Annotated in this window: 13 protein-coding genes and 2 pseudogenes; 7 read left to right on the top strand and 8 right to left on the bottom strand. The window is 40.8% G+C overall.

What is annotated here, in order from left to right:
• Window positions 1-10: 10 nt before the first annotated feature.
• Together FE392_RS06485 and FE392_RS06490 are read right to left on the bottom strand one after the other, a co-directional pair.
• Window positions 11-1,165, bottom strand: coding sequence for a TerD family protein (locus tag FE392_RS06485; RefSeq protein WP_319929406.1), 1,155 nt, complete (start codon window positions 1,163-1,165; stop codon window positions 11-13).
• Window positions 1,165-1,752: a TerD family protein gene (locus tag FE392_RS06490; protein ID WP_319929407.1), complete on the bottom strand. Its 588-nt coding sequence runs from the start codon at window positions 1,750-1,752 to the stop codon at window positions 1,165-1,167. The genes FE392_RS06485 and FE392_RS06490 overlap by 1 nt, the downstream gene beginning before the upstream one ends.
• Before the next feature lie 423 nt (window positions 1,753-2,175).
• On the opposite strand from FE392_RS06490, the gene FE392_RS06495 reads away from it, so the two are divergent.
• The 5 genes from FE392_RS06495 (at window position 2,176) to FE392_RS06515 (ending at window position 6,810) form a co-directional block, all read left to right on the top strand.
• Entirely contained in the window at window positions 2,176-3,345 is a 1,170-nt protein-coding gene (locus FE392_RS06495; protein ID WP_319929408.1) for a phosphoribosyltransferase domain-containing protein, read from the top strand.
• Window positions 3,338-4,141, top strand: coding sequence for a hypothetical protein (locus tag FE392_RS06500; protein WP_319929409.1), 804 nt, complete (start codon window positions 3,338-3,340; stop codon window positions 4,139-4,141). The genes FE392_RS06495 and FE392_RS06500 overlap by 8 nt, the downstream gene beginning before the upstream one ends.
• A complete protein-coding gene (locus tag FE392_RS06505; protein ID WP_319929410.1) occupies window positions 4,134-5,213 on the top strand; it encodes a cysteine protease StiP family protein in 1,080 nt (359 codons plus the stop codon). Before FE392_RS06500 ends, FE392_RS06505 begins: the two co-directional genes overlap by 8 nt.
• Entirely contained in the window at window positions 5,213-6,127 is a 915-nt protein-coding gene (locus tag FE392_RS06510) for an HpcH/HpaI aldolase/citrate lyase family protein (RefSeq protein ID WP_319929411.1), read from the top strand. Before FE392_RS06505 ends, FE392_RS06510 begins: the two co-directional genes overlap by 1 nt.
• 197 nt (window positions 6,128-6,324) lie before the next feature.
• Window positions 6,325-6,810, top strand: coding sequence for a tellurium resistance protein TerW (locus tag FE392_RS06515; RefSeq protein WP_319929412.1), 486 nt, complete (start codon window positions 6,325-6,327; stop codon window positions 6,808-6,810).
• 46 nt (window positions 6,811-6,856) lie between these two features.
• Here the strand turns inward: FE392_RS06515 and FE392_RS06520 are convergent, their stop codons facing one another.
• Window positions 6,857-7,351: a TIGR00645 family protein gene (locus tag FE392_RS06520; protein WP_319929413.1), complete on the bottom strand. Its 495-nt coding sequence runs from the start codon at window positions 7,349-7,351 to the stop codon at window positions 6,857-6,859.
• Between the two features lie 468 nt (window positions 7,352-7,819).
• On the opposite strand from FE392_RS06520, the gene FE392_RS06525 reads away from it, so the two are divergent.
• Both FE392_RS06525 and FE392_RS06530 read left to right on the top strand, forming a co-directional pair.
• Window positions 7,820-10,957 (top strand): autotransporter domain-containing protein, encoded by a 3,138-nt coding sequence (locus FE392_RS06525; protein WP_319929414.1) that lies wholly within the window; start codon window positions 7,820-7,822, stop codon window positions 10,955-10,957.
• 601 nt (window positions 10,958-11,558) lie between these two features.
• Window positions 11,559-12,452 (top strand): dihydrodipicolinate synthase family protein, encoded by an 894-nt coding sequence (locus FE392_RS06530; RefSeq protein WP_319929427.1) that lies wholly within the window; start codon window positions 11,559-11,561, stop codon window positions 12,450-12,452.
• Window positions 12,453-13,045: 593 nt separating this feature from the next.
• Here the strand turns inward: FE392_RS06530 and FE392_RS06535 are convergent.
• The 5 genes and pseudogenes from FE392_RS06535 to FE392_RS22125 form a co-directional block, all read right to left on the bottom strand.
• Entirely contained in the window at window positions 13,046-14,647 is a 1,602-nt protein-coding gene (locus FE392_RS06535) for a prolyl oligopeptidase family serine peptidase (protein ID WP_319929415.1), read from the bottom strand.
• Window positions 14,648-14,651: 4 nt separating this feature from the next.
• Complete coding sequence (locus tag FE392_RS06540; RefSeq protein ID WP_319929416.1) at window positions 14,652-15,821, bottom strand: MFS transporter; 1,170 nt, start codon at window positions 15,819-15,821, stop codon at window positions 14,652-14,654.
• On the bottom strand, window positions 15,814-17,295 hold the full coding sequence (locus FE392_RS06545) for a tetratricopeptide repeat protein (RefSeq protein WP_319929417.1): 1,482 nt from the start codon (window positions 17,293-17,295) through the stop codon (window positions 15,814-15,816). The genes FE392_RS06540 and FE392_RS06545 overlap by 8 nt, the downstream gene beginning before the upstream one ends.
• Window positions 17,296-17,998: 703 nt before the next feature.
• A pseudogene (locus FE392_RS06550) lies at window positions 17,999-19,011 on the bottom strand (helicase RepA family protein); the annotation flags it as partial.
• 12 nt (window positions 19,012-19,023) lie between these two features.
• A pseudogene (locus FE392_RS22125) lies at window positions 19,024-19,520 on the bottom strand (tyrosine-type recombinase/integrase); the annotation flags it as partial.
• Between the last annotated feature and the right edge of the window lie 186 nt (window positions 19,521-19,706).

Below are 19,706 nucleotides of genomic sequence, written 5' to 3' on the forward strand. Positions count from 1 at the left end.
TCCAAAAGAATTATTTACTGCCGGATGTCCAACTAAAGCCCCAGTCAAACGCCCTGTCCATATCTTTATGCCCTGTGAAGTATTGATTGATGCGTTCCACTTTGATGGTGCCATTTTCGTTGATAAGACGGGCAACGGCACACATTCCACGATTGTTCTGGCCTTCTGTCAGGCGTGTTTCAATCGGCGGTTGCTCAGGGATATGGATTGTGACGATACCATCGGTTTTGTCCCAGCTAGGGATCCCTTCGTAGATAAAGGCGAAAATTAAAACCTCACGGATGTTTTTCCACTCAAGGCCATTGATATGGAGCCATTCGCCGTCATTGGTACTGCCAGTGCGATCATCACCCTGCAATTTCACATAGGGTTCGTAGCGGTAATCGCCGAAGCGGTTTCCCAACGCCTGTATAACGTCGCTGCTGCCATCCTGTAGGCGGACGAATGCCCCGAGATCCAGATCCACGCCTTTGTTGGAACTTGAACCAAACATGTTCTGAAATAAGCCCTTGGAGGCAGGAGAAGTCTGATTCCAGTTCAAATTAACGCGGATTTCACCGAAGTTATCGCGTTTATTCAAGCTGATGGTAGGCTTTTCTTTAGTCAGAGAAACCTTACTTAAGTTGATGCTGTTGGGTGCTGGAGCTGGGGATGTTGGCACTGGTGCATCATCAAGGATGTCCATGCCAAAATGTTCCGCCAGAGGCTTAAGGCCGCCGTTGAAACCCTGTGCAATAAAGCGGAATTTCCATTCCCCATTGCGGCGGTACAGTTCACCGAGGATTAAGGCCGCTTCTGAACGCCCCTGAATTTCGACATTGCCTTGCAACATGACATCACTGTTCAGCTCAACCCGAATGGAGAGATTGCGCAGGCTGGAAATAGTCTGGTTGCCATCGCAGGTTGCGGTGAATGCCACTTTCTGGACATCATGGCTTAATGCGGGCAAGTTGACGAAAAACGAGGTATTGATGTTGCCGCCAGCCAAACGAATGGTGTTGTCATCGTTGACGGGCTGACCGTAGAACACCATGTCTGGATCCCCTTTGACTTTACCATCGGCATACAGACGGAAAGCCGAGACATCAACGGCAGAACCGGATAAAACCCGCACGGTGAGTGTCTGGTTGGAAACAGGGGCATTTCCTCCGGGTGTCAGATTCATCAGCGCACCACCGTTTCAACTATTTGCGGGAGCATGGAGTCTATGGTACGGCCGAGGCAAGGAACGCCATGCGCCGTAAAGTCCCACTGGCCTTCATTGCGGCACAGGGAAGAGATGATAATGCCAGTATGGGCACCTTGTTCATTCAGTTGATAGCGCGCCAATTCTTCGCCGCTTTGATCGACAACACGGCAGAAGGCATTTTCAACATCATTGAAGGTTTGCCCACGAAAGCTATTAACAGTGAAAGCCAGGTATTCGACATTGGCAGGTAGTTTGAGCAAATTAACGCGGATAACTTCATCATCACCATCGCCTTCACCCGTCATATTATCGCCTGTGTGCTGTACAGCACCGCATTTTGAGTGTAGTTGGCCAAACCATATTGTATCGATGGCATTACCTGATTTATCAAGCAGAATGCAGCTTGCATCCAAATCAATCTCATCGTTGCCACCACCAAATAAACTGGCAAGAAAGCCTTTCTTTTTGGTCACGGGATCCCATCCCAGACCGAAATCTACTTTAGCCAGCGAAGCGCTCTGTTTGGCAAGCGAAACTGACTGATTTTTACTCAACGAAACCATTAATGACACCTCTATTCTGTTTGTCGGTGAATTACGGTAATTTCACATATTAAAAAATCATAATATGACAAATAGATAGCCATAATCTGTCATATTATGATTCCTATAAACAGCATGCAGTTACAGTAACTGATTGAATAGGAAAAAATCTGGCTTCATTTTTTATGATTTCTTTTCTGAATATAAAAGTCAAACAAATTTTATACTAAAAAATCACAATATGATTGACATTGGCTTGTTCTCAACTCTAGACTGCGATGAATAATTCATCAACTTGGTAATAAATGTTAATTATCACCGAGTTGATTCTTGGCAATTTAACAATTGTTTCTATTTGGATAGTTAAATTTGTTTTATGGAAAAATGGTCACTGGTTTTATCAGGCATACCAAATCAACTTAAATTTTCCTCAAAGGCTTCATCATGACAGCATTGAATGACACCGATGTTTCTCTAAAGCAGGCTTATCAACCTCTGGTTTATCAAAAAAAATTGAGTTGCGGGACTCTGACAGTAAAGGCATCCCGCGGCAATGCATCTCTGGAAACGCTGTTTGATGTGGCTGAACGACGTAATCCCAAAAGAGCATTTTTATTTGTCAGTAAAGTATTGGGCAGGCACATTCCTGTCAGTCCAGCGACTATGCGTGCGGTTTATCGGCAATTATCCGAGCGCTTTCCGGCGAATCTTTCTGGCCCTGTTTTGTACATCGGCATGGCAGAAACGGCAGTCGGGCTGGCGGCCGGCGTATTTCAGGAAACAAAAGGCAAGGTGGATGCCCCGGTATTTTTGACTTCCACCCGCCATCCCGTTGACGGTGATTTATTGTGTGAATTTAAGGAAAACCACAGTCATGCAACAGATCACCTCATTTATTGGCCGGCAGAAGCGTCGTTGCGCCAACGCGTGATGGAAGCCCGTACTCTGGTATTGATCGATGATGAAGCCACAACCGGAAATACTTTCCTCAATCTGCTGGAAGCGTTGCGCCATTCAGGTCTTAAGTATATTGAAAAGATCGTCACAGTAACATTAACCGATTGGAGCGGTGATTCAGTTATCAAACGCAGCCCGTTACCGGTTTCTGCTGTTTCTCTGGTTGAAGGAAACTGGCAGTGGGAAGCCGATGTCTCTTCCCTTGCTCCGATGATGCCTGATGTCAATGTTACGGCTCGCGGGGAAGTAAGTATTATTGGCCGCCAGAATTGGGGCCGCCTGGGGCTGGATGCAATCGAATGTGATATCGGTACTGACATTCATGCCAAAGCAGGGGAGAAAATACTGGTGCTCGGCTCCAGCGAATTTGTCTGGCAGCCATTTTTACTCGCGGAACGGCTTGAACGTGAAGGGGCATCAGTGAAATTCGGTTCTACAACTCGCTCTCCCATTTCGTGTGGTCATGCCATTCAGTCAGTAATGGCTTTTACCGATAATTACGGGCTCGGTATCCCGAATTTTCTCTACAACGTTGCGCACCAGAAATTTGACCGCATATTGCTCTGCCTTGAAACTCCGGGCATGTCTGCTGATCCGGCATTAATGGAGCAGCTTTCCCGTGTTTCTCCGTCTGTCGAGATTGTGGCCTATGGTTAAGCCCGTTTTTTTGACTGATTTGGATGATACCTTGTTCCAATCGCGCCGCAAGATGGCAGAGATATCGGATATTTCGTCTTTTCGTGTCGGAGCGGTGGATCGGCAATTATCTCCCCACAGTTATATGACCGCAGAACAATCCATGCTGGTTGATTGGCTGCTGGCTCATGCGGAAGTTATTCCTGTGACTGCCAGAAACACGGAACAACTCAGTCGGGTACAAATGCCTTTCAGTTTTTGGCGCATTGCTTCGCATGGCGCGGTGTTGCTGACTCCGGAAGGGGAGATTGATGAAGTTTGGCAATCTCATATGCTGAGTGAATTGACGTCATACCGGAATCAATTACGGGAATTTGAATGCTTGAGTCGCCAGTTAATTGCAGAACTCGGCATCAATGCTTGGGCACGTCTTGATTATGAGTATGGGGATATTCCTGTTTTTTTGATTATCAAGCACCGGGATTGTGACAGTTCGCATGAGCTTAATGCGTTGGCTGACGCCTTGATGCAAAAAACGAGTCTGCATCAAGATTCTGGCATTCACCAAAATTTTTATATCCATAAAAACAACAATAACCTTACCTTGCTGCCAAAGTGCGTTGATAAGGGGCTGGCCGTTCGCCACCTTTTGCACAGGCTGCGTGCGGAACGAGGTGTTTTTCCCGTCATTGGTCTGGGAGATAGTTTGAGTGATCACCGTTTTATGCAACTGTGCGATTGGTTCGGGATGCCCCAACAAAGCCAGTTTGCTGACACTTTAATGACCGCTTTATTTGGAGCTGTAAACAATGAATAGCTACCCGCCTTTCTCTGGAAGTTATGCTGCTGATGATGTCCAATTTCTGCTAAAGCCTGTGCAAATTGAAATGACGCCAGTTGATGTTAAAGAGCAGTTGCTCCAGTCCGGTAGCCGCCACTATTCAGATATGTTGAGTCAGGAGCCGGAACCGACATCTTATCATCTTGAATTGTTTAAAAAATCGCTTGAGCAAGGTGCGGTCAGGTTGGCGACAGAAGTGGTCATGCTTGCCAAGGCACTGGCATCGCGTTTTGGTGATACACCGATTGTGTTAGTCAGTCTGGTCAGGGCGGGTGTTCCTTTGGGGGTGATGCTGCACCAGACATTGCGGAAAATGGGCAAGACTTCTTATCATTACGGTATCAGTATCATTCGTGACCGCGGTATTGATAATGCTGCCCTGTCATATATTGAACAACAACATGGCACTGATGGGCTGGTATTTGTCGATGGTTGGACAGGCAAAGGGGCAATTACGGCGGAGTTATCTCGTTCTCTGGCCGGGAGAGCCGGTTATTCCGGCATCCCGCGTTTGGTGGTACTGGCCGATCCTTGTGGTTGCTCATGGCTGGCCGCCAGTGATGATGACTGGCTGATCCCTTTTGGCATTATGGGCGCACCGGTATCCGGTTTGATATCACGTTCAATCTGGCAGGAAAGTGGCCTGCATGGTTGCGTGCAATGTGATCATTTGGTGGCCTATGAATGTAGCCGCTTGCTGGTGGATACGGTTGCCGGCTGTCGTGATCGCCTGACGCTGGATGCAGTACCGGAAGCCATTTGGCGGCCGGAAGAAAAACAATCGCTATTGCAACTGAGCAAAACCGTCATTTCCAATCTTGCCGAAAAATACCGAATTGACAATAACAACCGGATTAAACCGGGAATTGCGGAGGCAACCCGCGCGGTATTGCGGCGTGTGCCAGATCATGTACTGGTGCGTTCTCAGGGGGATCCTGATGTTGCACTGCTAGTCTATTTAGCTCGCCAGAAAAATGTTGTGATCACGGAAGTCGGTGATCTGATTGGTCAATATCGTGCCGTGACTATCATCAAGAAGGTAGTGTGATGAACTCGATTCCTTCCCCATATCAACTTGGTGCAACCCTGTATATGCCTGCAACCCGGCAAGACATTGCAGATATTGTGTTGGGAAATAAAATTCCCGGCTTGCGCTCTCTGGTTATTTGTCTGGAAGATGCCGTTAATGAGCAAGATATTCCCTCGGCCATCGACAATCTCAGTAATACCCTGCAAATACTGACGGAAATCGGCAAACATTCTGCTTTCAACAAGCCATTGATTTTTATTCGACCACGCAACGAAAGCATGGGACGCTACTTGGTCGCCAATATGAATCTTAATGTTATTGATGGATTGGTTTTGCCTAAATTTACTCAGACCTCATTGTCTGGTTGGTGGGAAATTATTGGCCCAACCCATCTTTATGTCATGCCAACATTGGAAACAGAAGACGTTTTTGATGCCCAGAAAATGAATCAACTCGCTGACACACTCAAATCGCATCCTTGTAACGAGCGGGTTATCGCCCTTCGTATCGGTGGCAACGACCTCATGAGTGTGATGTCCCTGCGGCGTACTCGAACCTTCACGCTTTACGATGGGCCAATGGGGTATGTCATTAAAATGCTGGTTGCGATCTTTGCAGCGAGAGATTTTGCCCTGACTGCCCCGGTTTGCGAGCATATTGATGATTTGAATCTCTTGGAAAAAGAGCTGACATTGGATATTGCCCACGGCTTAGTGGGAAAAACAGCCATACACCCGAAGCAAATCGGGTATATCCAGAGAGCGCTTATGGTAAGTGCCCACGATTATGCTGATGCGTTGAATATTCTCAATACACAACACGCGGTGTTCAAGTCACTGGGAGCCATGTGTGAACCAGCTACCCATCAACGTTGGGCGAAAAATATCCTTGAACGTGCAAAACATTCAGGCATTGAGCCAGAAGCAGCATGAAATTTAGATCCGGAATTGGAATATCCGGCACCTTGCATATCCTGAAGATTTTTCACTTTTTGGCAATAGAGTGAGAGCGATGGGGTTTTTAATCTGTTTTGATGTTGATTTAGCTGCGATTGAAGCTATGCTGAAATCATTTTCGTAGTTAATGGTAGGGGCAATCGATCTGATTGCCTCTCACTTGGTAATAAAAAATGTTGCTCAGTCCCAAACAATTTAGAAATTTTAAATTAACTTTATTACTTTCACATGGCAAACCCGTCAGCAAGGTTAAAATCGTTCAAGAGCTCAATTGCTCTGAGCCGACGTTAACACGTGCACTGCGGGAATTAAGAGATTTGTACTGCGCTGATATTCGGTTTAGCAAAATAGGGAATACTTATCAGTTGGTCGAGAAAGGGCTGCTGACCAGGAAGGATGTCAAAAGAATCGAAGAATTGCTCGCCCAGCACCTCAGCCTTGGATCAGAAGAGACCGCCAGTCATGTTTTTCTTGATAAAGAAAAGAAAAAATCCATTTCTCTCTCCCTGAGAATGTCCGTTATCAGGAAAATTGATGGCTTGTCCAATCGGCTTGAGACAACCAGAAGTGAAATTGTAGAAATGGTAGTGGATAAATTTATTGATAACTTGATGAAAGAGACAATGGATAACTCATCACTTAAGCGGAAAAACCCATAATGCCAGCCGATAGGGAATATAACTGGCACTGGGTTAAGCAGCTTGCTTAATGGCTATTACGCGTAATCCTATCAAGATATCCCATCACAAATGCGGACAAAACGAAGGTGAGGTGAATAATGACATACCACATCAATTTATTGTCCGGTATAGTTTGGGTTTCCATAAAAATGCGCAACAAGTGAATAGAGGAAATAGCAACAATAGAAGCCGCAACTTTATTCTTAAGTGATGTGGCATCCATTTTCCCCAGCCAGCTTAGCTTCTCTTTATGTTCATGGATATCCAGACTTGAAACAAAGTTTTCATATCCAGAGAACATCACCATTACCAGCAATCCACCGACCAAAGCCATATCAATCAGTGAAAGAAGCGTCAGGATCAGATTAGCTTCGTTAACGGAAAAAATCTGAGGCAGGACATGCAGAATTTCCTGAAAGAACTTAATCGTAAGAGCGAGTAGCGTCAACGATAGGCCGAAATACACAGGTGCCAATAGCCAGCGAGAGGAATACATAAGATTTTCTAGAAAACGTTCCATAGTGTTTTTTGAATTTATTACAAAAGGGATAATATTATAGATCAACAATGTGACAGCTATGAAATACATATACACCATGGATCTTAAACAGCCTCTTTGTTGACATTATTAACAATGCAACTCATTCCCATCCATATCATGCCATTACGTCGAAACATAAAAACCACGACACTATTTCCTAAATGAAATATTACTTTTTACTAGATAAAACATTGCCTGTTTCACAATATTTAAAATTTATAACAATAAATGTTAACTAAATGTGTCATTTTGTGGTGTATTTAAATGGTAAAAGGGATGGTTTTGATTCAGCTTTCTTTTCGATGGAAATTTAGCAATCAGCATTTCCTTCCAATCTGTCCTTATTACTCAATGAGCCATCACCTTGATGGTTCAACCTCGCTTATACATTAAAAAAACAGAGAAATTTGTATTGTTGCAAACCAACAACCGTGGATGGTTATCGAGATGAAGAAACAAGACAGAATACCCCAGAGTTCTCTGGCTGCTGCTGGCCTGTCAGTCAAAACTCAACCGCGTATCCTTTGTTACGCCATAGCCTGTTGTCTGGCTGCCGCCAGTGCCGGCGCCTATGCAGAAAACAACAACTTAAAGAACTATGTCGAAACAGGACGGTTGGGTAATCCCGCTAGTTGGCGAACCCAAGAATTCCAGAATGAATGGGGACTTGGCGCTATCCGGGCTGATGAAGCCTATGCCCGAGGCTATACCGGTAAAGGGATCAAGCTGGGAATACTTGATCAGTACGTTTATGTCAAGCATCCTGAGCTAATGGGAAAAGGCAAAGTCACTAACTTAATTACTGAAGGAATACGTGAATATACCGACCCGTATCTTAAAGTAAACAAAGGTACTAAATTCAAATACGGTGATGGGCCAAAGCTGGAAGGTGATGGGAAAGTAGGCGCACACGGTGTTCATGTTGCGGGCATCGCCGCGGCTAATCGGGATGGCAAAGAAATGCACGGTGTGGCCTATGATGCTCAAATTATCGGCGCGGATAACGGCGATCCCGGCCCTGAAGATGGAAAAATCTTAGGTAATGATGGCGGTGTTTACCAAGCTGGATGGGATGCTTTGAGAAACAGCGGAGTACGCATCATTAATAACAGTTGGGGAATTGGTGTTCCTAAGAAGCTTGAGGATGGAGGAAGCGATCCAAACGCAGCTCACTTTACCTTAGTTGAAGCACAGAAGCAGTTTGATGAAATAAAACCGATTTTAGGGACAAAACCCGGCGGTGCTTATCAGGGGGCAATTGATGCCGCGAGAAGCGGTATTGTGACAATTTTTGCCGCTGGCAATAGTAAAAATTTCACTGAGCCAGATGCTATCGCGGGTCTGGCTTGGTTTGTGCCAGATATCGCCCCTAACTGGCTGACGGTTGCTAGTTTGCAACAAGATCCAAATAGCGCTAACAGCGAACCTTACACTATCAGTAGTTTCTCTTCCCGTTGTGGATATACCGCCAGCTTTTGTGTCAGTGCTCCCGGCAGCCAAATTTATAGCTCAATGATCAAAGGCCAACTTGATGACATTAAAAATGGTTACGCAAAATGGAGCGGCACTTCCATGGCTGCACCACATGCTGCCGGTAGCATTGCGGTATTGATGGAGCGTTTCCCGTACATGACGGGTGCCCAAGTAGCTTCTGTTCTTCGCACCACTGCGACGGATATGGGTGAAAAAGGGATTGATGAGCTTTACGGTTGGGGGTTGATTAACCTCGGTAAAGCAATAAATGGCCCGGGCATGTTCTATACCGCAGAAGATATTCCGGAGAAATTCCGTATCCCAGATCCTGACGGCGTCGCTTACGGCAATGGGCAGTTTATTGCTGATATTCCGGGGGTTGGTGCCATACTGGACAAGGGCCAGCCGACTGAACGTGTTTGTGAAGGGGATCAGTGCGAGTCGGATATCTGGAGCAATGACATTAGTGGTCATGGCGGGTTAACGAAACAGGGTCGGGGTGCGTTGAGCCTCAGCGGTGCGAATACCTATTCAGGCCCAACGTTGGTCAAACAAGGGTTGCTGAATGTCAACGGCAGTATTTCTTCCACCGTTTTGGTCATGGAAAATGGAGCGCTTGGCGGGGCGGGTTCGGTCGGCGAAGTTACTGTACAGCGTGGCGGTATTGTGGCTCCGGGTGATGCCATTGGTACGTTGAAAGTTGCTGACAAAATGATTTTTGAACCGGGTTCTCATTATGCAGTTGAAATCTCTGGTGATGGGCGCGGCGACAACATTCAGGTTGAAAAGAATGCGCAACTGAATGGTGCAACAGTTTCCGTATCTCTTGAAAATACCGGCAACTTACTTTCCCACAATAAAGTGAGTGGCTTCCTGAAGCATCCATACCGTATTCTGAATGCAAGGCAGGGTATAAGCGGGTATTTTGAGCAACCGACCAGCACTAATTCCCTCTTTGTTGATACGACATTGTCTTACCAGCCAAGCGAAGTAAACCTCCATGTTGAACGTAATGACACTGCTTTCGTGGATGTTGCCAAGACACAAAATGAACGTGAATTAGCCGCTGCTGCTGATTCTCTTGGTTTCGGCAATTCAGTTTACGAAAGTATTCTGACCAGTCATTCTGCGGAGCAGGCACGTAATGTATACTGCCAGCTTGATGGACAAATCCACGCTGACGTCGCGTCTTTGCTTGTCAACAACAGCCGTTACTTGCGTGACACTTTAAACTCTCGTTTAAGTCAGGCCGAAGGCCGCTCATTGTCATCGGATATCCACGGCGATAATAACGGTGCATGGGTTCGCCTGCTCAGTGCTTGGGAGCATGCATCGGGTACAGAAAATGCGAGTGGTTATCAGGCCAATAACTACGGTGTACTCCTTGGCATTGACACGCTTATTGATGATTACAGCCGTCTTGGGGTTGCGACAGGTTACACCCGTACTTCCCTCGACGGTGGTAATCGCTCTACCGCTGACAGCAATAACTATCATCTTGCTCTTTATGGTGATCGCCAGTTTGGTGACTTTGCATTGCGTACCAACGGCGGATTCACTTGGCATCAGATTGATACCAAACGCCTGATCAGCTATGGCAACCAGTATGACGATGAAAATGCGAATTATGACGGGAGAACAGCACAAATATCTGCGGAACTTGCTTACCACTTGCCGGTTGGCGCGGCAAATTTGGAGCCATTCGCCAATTTGGCCTACGTTAATTTCCAAAGTGAAGGCATCAATGAGAAGGGGGCTGCGGCTGCACTTCACGGTGACCGCCAACATACTGAAGCGACACTCTCTACATTAGGATTACGTGCTAACCATAATTGGCAAATGCCATCAGGCGCTTTGGTTGCCCTGAATGGAGAGCTAGGCTGGCAGCATCAATACGGTGATCGTGAGCGAGCAACTGGCCTGTCATTCCGTGGCAGCAACACGACGTTTTTAACCCGTAGCGTGCCTATTTCCCGTGACGGAGTCGTGTTGAAAGCCAATGCAGAAGTGAAAGCAAATGACAATGTTTCAGTCACTTTTGGTTATAGCGGCGTGCTGTCCAAAAATCATCAAGATAACAGTATAAATGCTGGATTTATCTGGCGTTTCTGATAGTTGAAGGTTTAACTATCTGAGAAAATATACGGAGCCAGGGGGATTTCTGGCTCCGTAATATAAGGCAATTTTATTGCTAAAGGCAAAAGCCATTATCATGACGTACTGTGGGGCTAAACGAAGCGGCAATCCGCAACTATAGCAGAGAACAGGAAAAATCAGATTTAATGCAAGCCTATAAAATAATATTGAGCTTCACTAAAATCATTTCTTACTAAGAATCTATCCTAAAAGAATTTTATTCCAGATAAGGCAATCACAACAAAAATAAAACATGCTTTCATATCTACTTATTAGCATTAACTGATGAATGTTATTTCAATATTTTTATTATATAGTTTAATTTGTTTGGGGTATCGCAATTTATCTGTAAAAAATAAATAATTAGCCAGGGATTAATATGAGGCTAATCTGTTGAACGGCAGATGCGAGGTCTCGCGATAAAATTGAGACATTTCTCTTAACCTCCTCTCCCTTATAAAACTGAAAAAACTCCGAGATCGACTATGTCAGCTTACATCGGCTGGTTATATACCACAGGAAATATCTGTGGGCATATTTGGCCAAAAAGAGGATAAATAAACAGATGAAATCGAGTATGTTTGAAGGGCTTTCAGCATTTCCGTTAACGCCTCTGGTTCAAGGGGAAATTGACGAAAAAGCGTTTATTTCTTTGATAACGAATCTTGCTACGGCAGGGGTAAATTCCATCGGCGCGTTGGGATCTACAGGCAGTTATGCCTATTTGACGATAGAGCAACGAGCTCGGGCAGCAAGGCTTGCGGTAGAAAATGCGGATGGAATTCCTGTTATGGTCGGTATTGGCGCCATTCGTTATGAAGATGTGTTGCAGGTTACAGAAGATGCCCAAAATGCCGGAGTCAGTGCAGTCATGTTGGCTCCCGTGTCTTATCAAAAGCCAACCGATGAAGAAGTTTATGCGCTCTATGAGAATGTCAGCAAATATCTCTCAGTGCCATTATGTTTATATGATAATCCTGCGACAACTGGGTTTCAATTTAGCGATGAATTGCTAATAGAAGTTGCTAACTTGCCGTCTATTGGTTCGATAAAATTGACCCGACTCCCAGAAGATATTCCTACGGCTACAGAGCGAGTTTCCCTTCTGCGCCAACGACTCCCCGTAAATATTTCAATCGGCATTGGTGGTGACTGGCGGGCAGCGACTGGGTTATCTGCCGGATGCCATGTATGGTACTCGACTTTTGGCGGGCTCTTTCCAAGAACAGCCTTGGATATCGTTAATGCTGTGCAAAGTGGGGACATAAAACGAGCCGAAATGCTTTCCGGGGCACTGGAACCACTATGGCAGCTATTCCGGGCTTATGGCAGCATACGGGTAACAGCTTCAATAGCAGAATTATTCAACTATGCTAAATCTCCTTGCCTGCCTTTCCCTTTGAGCTCTTTAACGGGTGATGCTCTTCATCACTTAGAACTCATACAGGAAGATCTCCGAAATCTGCAATAGCCTTAATCCTTTGCTTTGTTAAGGATAGTGGTTTCAGCATTGCATAGACTTAAATTCGGCTTTTTCGATTGTAAGGTATCAGCTAGAAGTAGTTAAATTCGATACAATGTTCAACAAAAAGCCGATGATGCCCGATGTTTTGGATGTTTTATACCACGCCCTGATCAACACCCCGAAGACTACACAATGTCAATTGCATATTACTCCCAAAGCATAACCTAAGTGGCTTTAAGGCCAATCCTTATAGGGCTGCTCAGTTAAATAATATGTGCGGAATAGTGAGGTCTTCATTCGAAGTGATTCCTTTTAGATGATTGAACGTATCGGTAATGACGACAAAAGAAATTTAAAATATAGAATTATCTTAAGTGTAGCAATAAAAAAGCTCAGTGATTTGCTAAATCATATTTTGTCACCACTACAATAACGTATTGGTTAATGGTTGTTATTTTTTCAGTTTAAGTAAAAATCATTCACTGAATAAATATTGATAATTGTTATATTGAAAATATGAAGTTATACTTTAATAGCTTTATTCCTTAAGTGCTTTTTATAAATATAATGACATATATTAATCATGTGGTTCATGTTTTTTATAAAACGCCAATAGCCCCTAATATAAAGTCAACAATGTATTTTTCTCTATTTATGGACGACATGAGGTCAGCATGCCTACCATCATCAGCTTTTAGTTTGATAATAACATTGTTATTCTTAAGTGATTTAATTAAACGAATAATAGGTCTTGGTGTGATAACTTCATCATGTCTTCCTACTAAAAAAATAAATTTTGTATCAGATTTTAATATTTCTTTTTTATACCTATCTATGTTTATAGATTCTATGTCTTGGTCAGAAAATTTTCTTTTAAAGAAAGTAATGTCATAACCATTTTTTCTGGATTTATTAATGTGTTGGTTTAAGTCAACTAAAGGATTTGTTATACAAATAATATCAATATCGGAATGGATTTTATTTTTATTTATATAAATCTCAATAGCTAATGTAGCTCCAAAACTGCCACCAATAAGAATAAGTCTCTTGTTTGTAAGATTTTCATTGATCCAATTTATTATTGGTGTAACAGTTCCTGTTAATATTTTTTTATCAACTAAAGTTCTATATTTTTTACCATATCCTTTAGAACCAGCATAATTTATTATATGAAAATCAATGCCAATATTAGATAATCTATTTATTATCATAGGAAATCTTGGATTATCCCATTCGCTAGATTCAGGACCACCATGAAAAAATAAAACATCTAATTTGCTGTTTTTATTTGAAAGTAACGATGTGACCTTAATATGGCTTCCTTCGTCATAGGATCTAATTAAGTTAACTTTTGGTTTTATTATTTCAATGATTTCATTTTCTTCCATTAAATAAAGAAATATACCTTCTAGGGCTCCCGTGATAAATAAAGCAGACTTGCCATTCATAGTAATAGGGGTGACTGTTCCAAACTTTTTTTTGCCGTTTATTTTCACGGCATTCCAATTTCTATATGGCGGAAAGCTTTCGTATACTTCATGTTCTCCATTGATTCCAGTCACCAAAATTATTTTTTTGCTTTTGCTGTCCATGTGTGCATTGATTAAGGTTCCTCTACCAAAATACAAATAATATATTTTACCTTCATTAAAGGGCAAAAAAAACATGTCATTATAGTTTTCTTCTTCTTTTGAAAATATAATTCCATTACTTGAAATATAAACTATATCATCAAATTCAATTATTCTGTCATGAATAACTATCTTTTTTTTGTTTAAATAAACACACCATAAATTATAACTTTCTATTTTACTTTCCTCAAGATAACAAATCTCTTCTGAAAGATTTAAATAGTCATTCATTTCATTTTTGTTTAATAAAATATGGGAGCTATTTTCATCGTATAGCTTTATAAATAAATTTTCCATTCTATAAAAAATAGAATATGATGATAGATGAAATAGAGAGTTAACACAAACACTATCTCCATTTTCGAAACTTATGATTGTTTCTAGAGTTGTGCTTTTTTTAAATTGAATTATTGAAAATAATCCACAACTGAAATAAACATCAAATTCTTTTCTTTGTAGCTCCATTTTTTTTATATCATACTCAAAAAGAAACCCACTACTATTATGCAATAATAAACTGCCAAAATTCATTTTTGATGGTGCTAGTCTATAAATTAATTCTGTATTCATAGTGTTATGTGGCCTTATTAAATTCTTTCTTTGCTATCAAGAAAAAAAACATTCCTGATGAGATTAACAATGGAAATATAAATGGATAGTCTAGTAATATGTTATTTTGATAAATAAATGGCATAAAAATACCACCCAAAACATCCCCTAAAAGGAAAAAAGTTTGAATTAACCCAAGCAGTAAAATTGTTGGCTCCTTTCTTGTCATTGAAAACTTAAGTATATCTATAATAAATGAATTTAATGTTCTAAAAATAGAAAATAAAATAAAAGATGAAAATATTAAATATATGCTGCCAATTTTCAATGAGATATAAAATAAATATATAGAAACACTAGTTGATAATGATATTAACATAGGATGATATGCGTTATTTTTAGTGAGTGATGCATATGCATTTTTTACTAAAATACCTAAAAAAACACCTAGTGATAGGGTTAGTCCTATCATTTCAGGAGGTAGTTTTGCATTTTTTAGAAAGATAGGAAAAGTTGGTATAATTATAGACCATACTACTCCAAGTAAACACATTGATATAAAACAATATAAAATTGATTTTTTATTAACAAATACAAATGAATAATAAGTTATAGAGCAATTGTTATTTTCAGACTTACCAATTTCAGGATCTTCTTTTTTTATATGTGTTGGGACAAAAAAAACTCCAGCTAAGGTAATAAGAGCGATTATTATTAAAGAGATTTGATAGCTATTCTCTGAGAAAAACGAAATAAAAAAAACTAATATTCCAGATAAAAAAATGCCGACACCTTGTGATATAGATAAAATGTTACCTGAATGCAAAATTAATTTTTTTCTCTCATTTTTTTCTGCTTCAAGTATAAACCCTTGTGAACATAATGTAATAATATTAGCTCCAATACCTGCACTGATACCAGAAATTAATGATATACTAAGATTAATAGGAAATCCTCTAAGGGATAAACCTACAGCATAGAAAATAAAACCAATGATTAGGCAATGGTAGAGACCGAATTTTCGTATTAAAGGAGTATATGAGAATGTTAATGTTCCTACTATTGCCATAGCTATGTATGAATAAGAGAATAAATCAATATGCCCAGAGGATTCCCAATAAATAGGATGTAATATTTTAGACATCCACATAGGGAGGTAAAATAACATATTAATAATTAATATTTTCTTAAACATTAGATAATCGCCTTAGGTAATTAATGTTGGATAATATATTTTTGTCATTTCTACAAATATTAGCTCCATATTCTAGATGGCTAATGGCTTTTTCAATAGAACTTTGGCCTGCGGACTCGGCTTGCAATATAAACCAGGAGGATAAAATATGGCTATCATAACTTGGATTCAAAATTGATAATTTATCATATTTATCTTGTATTGATAAAATATATGCATAGTTATAAGAGGAAATATCATCACCTGAAAGTTCCCAAGCGATCTTGGCATGGTTTTCAGCATTGAAAATATCATTTTCACTTAATAAAATTAAACTATATTGATAATGCCCATCACTATAATATGGATCAACTTTCAACGATTCTAATACCGATTCCTTGAATTTTTTTTTGTCATGTTTTTCTTTATAGCATAAAGAAAGTTCTAAGTGATACTCTGGAAATGAATAATCAATTTTTAATAGCTCATGATACTTTTCAATTGCTTTATCAATAAATCCTAATTTTTTATAGCACTGGCATAAATTATAAATGATTACAGATTTATGCATATGATATTTCCCTCCTTTATTCCCTAGTTCAGCTATGCACCATTCTAATAACTCAATTGCTTCATGAACTTTCCTTTCTCGAAATAAAATCAACCCATAGCCATTTCTGTTGAATACTTTATGAAACGTTTTTTCGTCATTGTCGAAAGATTCGATGCCACCAGAGATTATTATTTCAAAGGCTTCATTAAGATAATTTTTCCCTATGGTTAAACTTTGTTTTCTTATATTATGATAGCGTAAATAAAGCATGGATAAAGGGTAGTTAGCTTTGATTATAGCAATAGATTCCCCTCCTAGTTTACTAATATTATAATAATACTCAGCTTCTATTGGCTTCATCAAGCAATTTTTTATTACACCTATCAAATTAGCATATGTGCTTTCGTAGTTATTAAAATTGTTAATACAGTGATTGATTATTTTTTCAGAAGTAAATATATCACCGGAGTTTATAATTTTTTTTATTGAGGAATGTATATACTCACTATCACCATTTTCTTTTTTTAATATTTCTATTATTAGATTTATTTCATCTTTGGTTAATTCATCTAAATATTCTTTTTTATATTCTTCTAATGTTATTTTTACCCCCATTCTAGTAAGTGAATCACACAAAAAACGTAGCATTTTTGATTGGCTTAATTCACCAAAAAGCAATACTTCTTTTATTTTTTTTTCTGATATTTTTTTTGCTATCTTTGCTATTGCTCTCATTGATCTTTTACTTAGAGAAAATCTAATTTGATCTTCTGGGTCTATTCTATCTGTAAGAGAAAGATTATCTTTATTGATTAATTCAAAAGGAAATAGGAATTTTATTTCATGAGTTGACATGTCGTTTTTAGATATATATCTTAATATGTTTGATCTTATTAAATAAAACTCTAATGGAATAAATAAGGCAATTTCTTTAAGATTCATTTTTTTTCCCTTTTAACTTTAGAAAGTGGCCCAGATCGGGCCACATTTTTGTTGAAGGTAATTTGAGTGTATTAATGAGGTTCGTTATACATTACTGAAAAATCAACAGGTTTTGCTTTAGGTTTGCTTTTTAATAATTTCATTATATTACTCCTGATATAGTTAGTTTGTTTATTCAAATTTATTTTTAGCCGGCAATTAAAATTATCTCTTCTTCTGCTTATTTTCTATTGATAATTTATCATTATGCAATTTCGATCACAGAAAAATAACATTAATGCAACAATTTATTTGTATTTTATATGAAATTAATTTGGAATTATTCACTATATATATGAATGTTTATCTTGTCAGGGCTGGATAAATTCTAATGTATGGTAACTTGTTGAAACTAAAATAATTCAGATAATGATATATTGATTATAGTCGTACGTTAGCTGTGCACTGACGAGCTGTGCTTGTCTTTTTCGGGTTACCCGGTAACACGGTAATCTGAAAAATACCTACCAGAAAAATGTTAACGCCTCACCTGCTCTTCATTTTTCTACTCGCTTTTTATTTTCCTCTCTGTAAAAATAGGTGAGGAACTGAGATTTATTTATCCTTAAAAATCAATGTATTTTGTATTCCTTACTTTTTTCGTATATATGTGAGAAAAATGAGTAGTACGGTGAGGGGCAAATCCATTACCTCACTTTCTGACTCACTTTTTAATCTTCATTGTTCTGGTTAATAAGGTGAGTTCCTGCCCGTTCCGGGTAACCAGCCCGTCATGCTCTAGCTTGGTTAACCAACGGCTGAAATTCTTTACATTCACTCCCATCGCCTTTAAATCATCACGCACAAGGGCAATGGAACAGGGTTCTTTCAGGGCCGTGCGTGAACGTATGCACTGCCACAATGCCGTGTGGTTATCGATTTTATTGGCAATGAGTCCGATTTCTTCCTCTTCAACTGGATCGCGCGGCCTGTCAATGAGAGCCAGTGGCGTAATATCCTCCCCCGTCTTTATCGGTAAAAAGTTCAACCACGCGCAAGTCATAGGCTTGGGTTTCCGGCTCTTCGGCATCTTTCATTTTGGTGCAGGTGATAACCAGTGTACTGCCTTTTTCCCCCTACAGGTTAATCCGGTATTCAACATCCAGCGCAGCACGAAACGCACTGGAACCCCTTGCTCCTTTGCTTTCGTCTTTGCCGGAATGATGAACAACCAGAACGCTGGCTCCTGTTTTGGCTTTCAGTTCGTCACAACCCCGGACGAAAGCGCCCATATCTTTGGAATCATTTTCATCAACCCCGCCGAAACAGCGGGCAAGGGTATCCAGAATAATCAGGCGGACAGGCTGACTCGTTTCAGGTTCAACCTGCTGGGCAGCAATCATTCGGCTGGCGAGGCCGGAAAGACTAGCGTATTGATCAGATACATATTTTCAACAGCTTGACCATTGACGATTTCCCATGCTTTGATGAGCCGTGGCACACCAATGCCACCCTCACCAACAACGTACAGCACGGAATCCTTAGCAACCTGTTTATCTGCCCACCATGACTTATCCGTAACAATATGACATTCCATGTTCCAGCCAGAAAATCCTTATATGATCCGCTCGTGCCGTAAATGCTGCACAGGGAATGTGCCAGGATAACGCCTTTAATCACGTAATCCAATTGGGCATCAAATCTTGTCAAATCCACTGGCAGCGGTAACTTTGTTTTGAATCGTTGTTATAATCGCTGGGCGATGTTGTGTTTACCCGCACCATCAATTGTTTTGATAGGTGCTAAATACTGGCTGGTTATTAGAGTGGTAATGTTGAGCTTGTCAATCAACGGAAAGATATATTGCTCAAGGCTGCAATACGGCTTGGCGGTGGCTGTCGTTCCAGCGTTTGTTGCTGGCATGCTATTCACGGGCGACCTGTTCAAATGTATGTGTGATTTTCGATGGGGTGGCAGTGCATTTTTTCTCGGTTTTGGAATCAATGCCTTGTGCCATCAGCTTTTTGGTTTCCTCACATTTGGGTACGCGCATCAGCTAAAAACACGACCGGATAGGAACTGAACGCCAGACTGTCTCCTTTTTTATCGGTCGGACGGTAATATTTCATGCGCCAATATTTTGAGCCACGTGACGAAACTTCTAAATAGAGACCGCCACCATCGGCAAGTTTGTAGGTTTTTTCTTTGGGTTTTGCAGTTTCGATTTGTCGTGCATTAAGTTTCATTGTTAAGGGCATTCTCATAATCGAACGGTAAGTGCCCCGAATTATGCCCTTCGCTGCATCTTGATTGTAACAGACGAAACTAGACGTTGAGATAGGTAATAAGGTTGATTTTGTTGGATTTGATATGAGTTATTTGGCTGGGCTTTACTTCACTGGAAGTTGAAGTGGTGCCCGGAGGCGGAATCG

The organism is Xenorhabdus santafensis, from assembly GCF_033949405.1.
Lineage (GTDB): Bacteria > Pseudomonadota > Gammaproteobacteria > Enterobacterales > Enterobacteriaceae > Xenorhabdus > Xenorhabdus santafensis.

Coding starts and splice junctions, on each gene's coding strand:
- FE392_RS06505 (WP_319929410.1), top strand. CDS start 4,134: ATGAATAGCTACCCGCCTTTCTCTGGAAGTTATGCTGCTGATGATGTC.
- FE392_RS06495 (WP_319929408.1), top strand. CDS start 2,176: ATGACAGCATTGAATGACACCGATGTTTCTCTAAAGCAGGCTTATCAA.
- FE392_RS06520 (WP_319929413.1), bottom strand. CDS start 7,351: ATGGAACGTTTTCTAGAAAATCTTATGTATTCCTCTCGCTGGCTATTG.
- FE392_RS06510 (WP_319929411.1), top strand. CDS start 5,213: ATGAACTCGATTCCTTCCCCATATCAACTTGGTGCAACCCTGTATATG.
- FE392_RS06540 (WP_319929416.1), bottom strand. CDS start 15,821: ATGTTTAAGAAAATATTAATTATTAATATGTTATTTTACCTCCCTATG.
- FE392_RS06485 (WP_319929406.1), bottom strand. CDS start 1,165: ATGAATCTGACACCCGGAGGAAATGCCCCTGTTTCCAACCAGACACTC.
- FE392_RS06545 (WP_319929417.1), bottom strand. CDS start 17,295: ATGAATCTTAAAGAAATTGCCTTATTTATTCCATTAGAGTTTTATTTA.
- FE392_RS06535 (WP_319929415.1), bottom strand. CDS start 14,647: ATGAATACAGAATTAATTTATAGACTAGCACCATCAAAAATGAATTTT.
- FE392_RS06530 (WP_319929427.1), top strand. CDS start 11,559: ATGTTTGAAGGGCTTTCAGCATTTCCGTTAACGCCTCTGGTTCAAGGG.
- FE392_RS06515 (WP_319929412.1), top strand. CDS start 6,325: ATGTTGCTCAGTCCCAAACAATTTAGAAATTTTAAATTAACTTTATTA.
- FE392_RS06500 (WP_319929409.1), top strand. CDS start 3,338: ATGGTTAAGCCCGTTTTTTTGACTGATTTGGATGATACCTTGTTCCAA.
- FE392_RS06525 (WP_319929414.1), top strand. CDS start 7,820: ATGAAGAAACAAGACAGAATACCCCAGAGTTCTCTGGCTGCTGCTGGC.
- FE392_RS06490 (WP_319929407.1), bottom strand. CDS start 1,752: ATGGTTTCGTTGAGTAAAAATCAGTCAGTTTCGCTTGCCAAACAGAGC.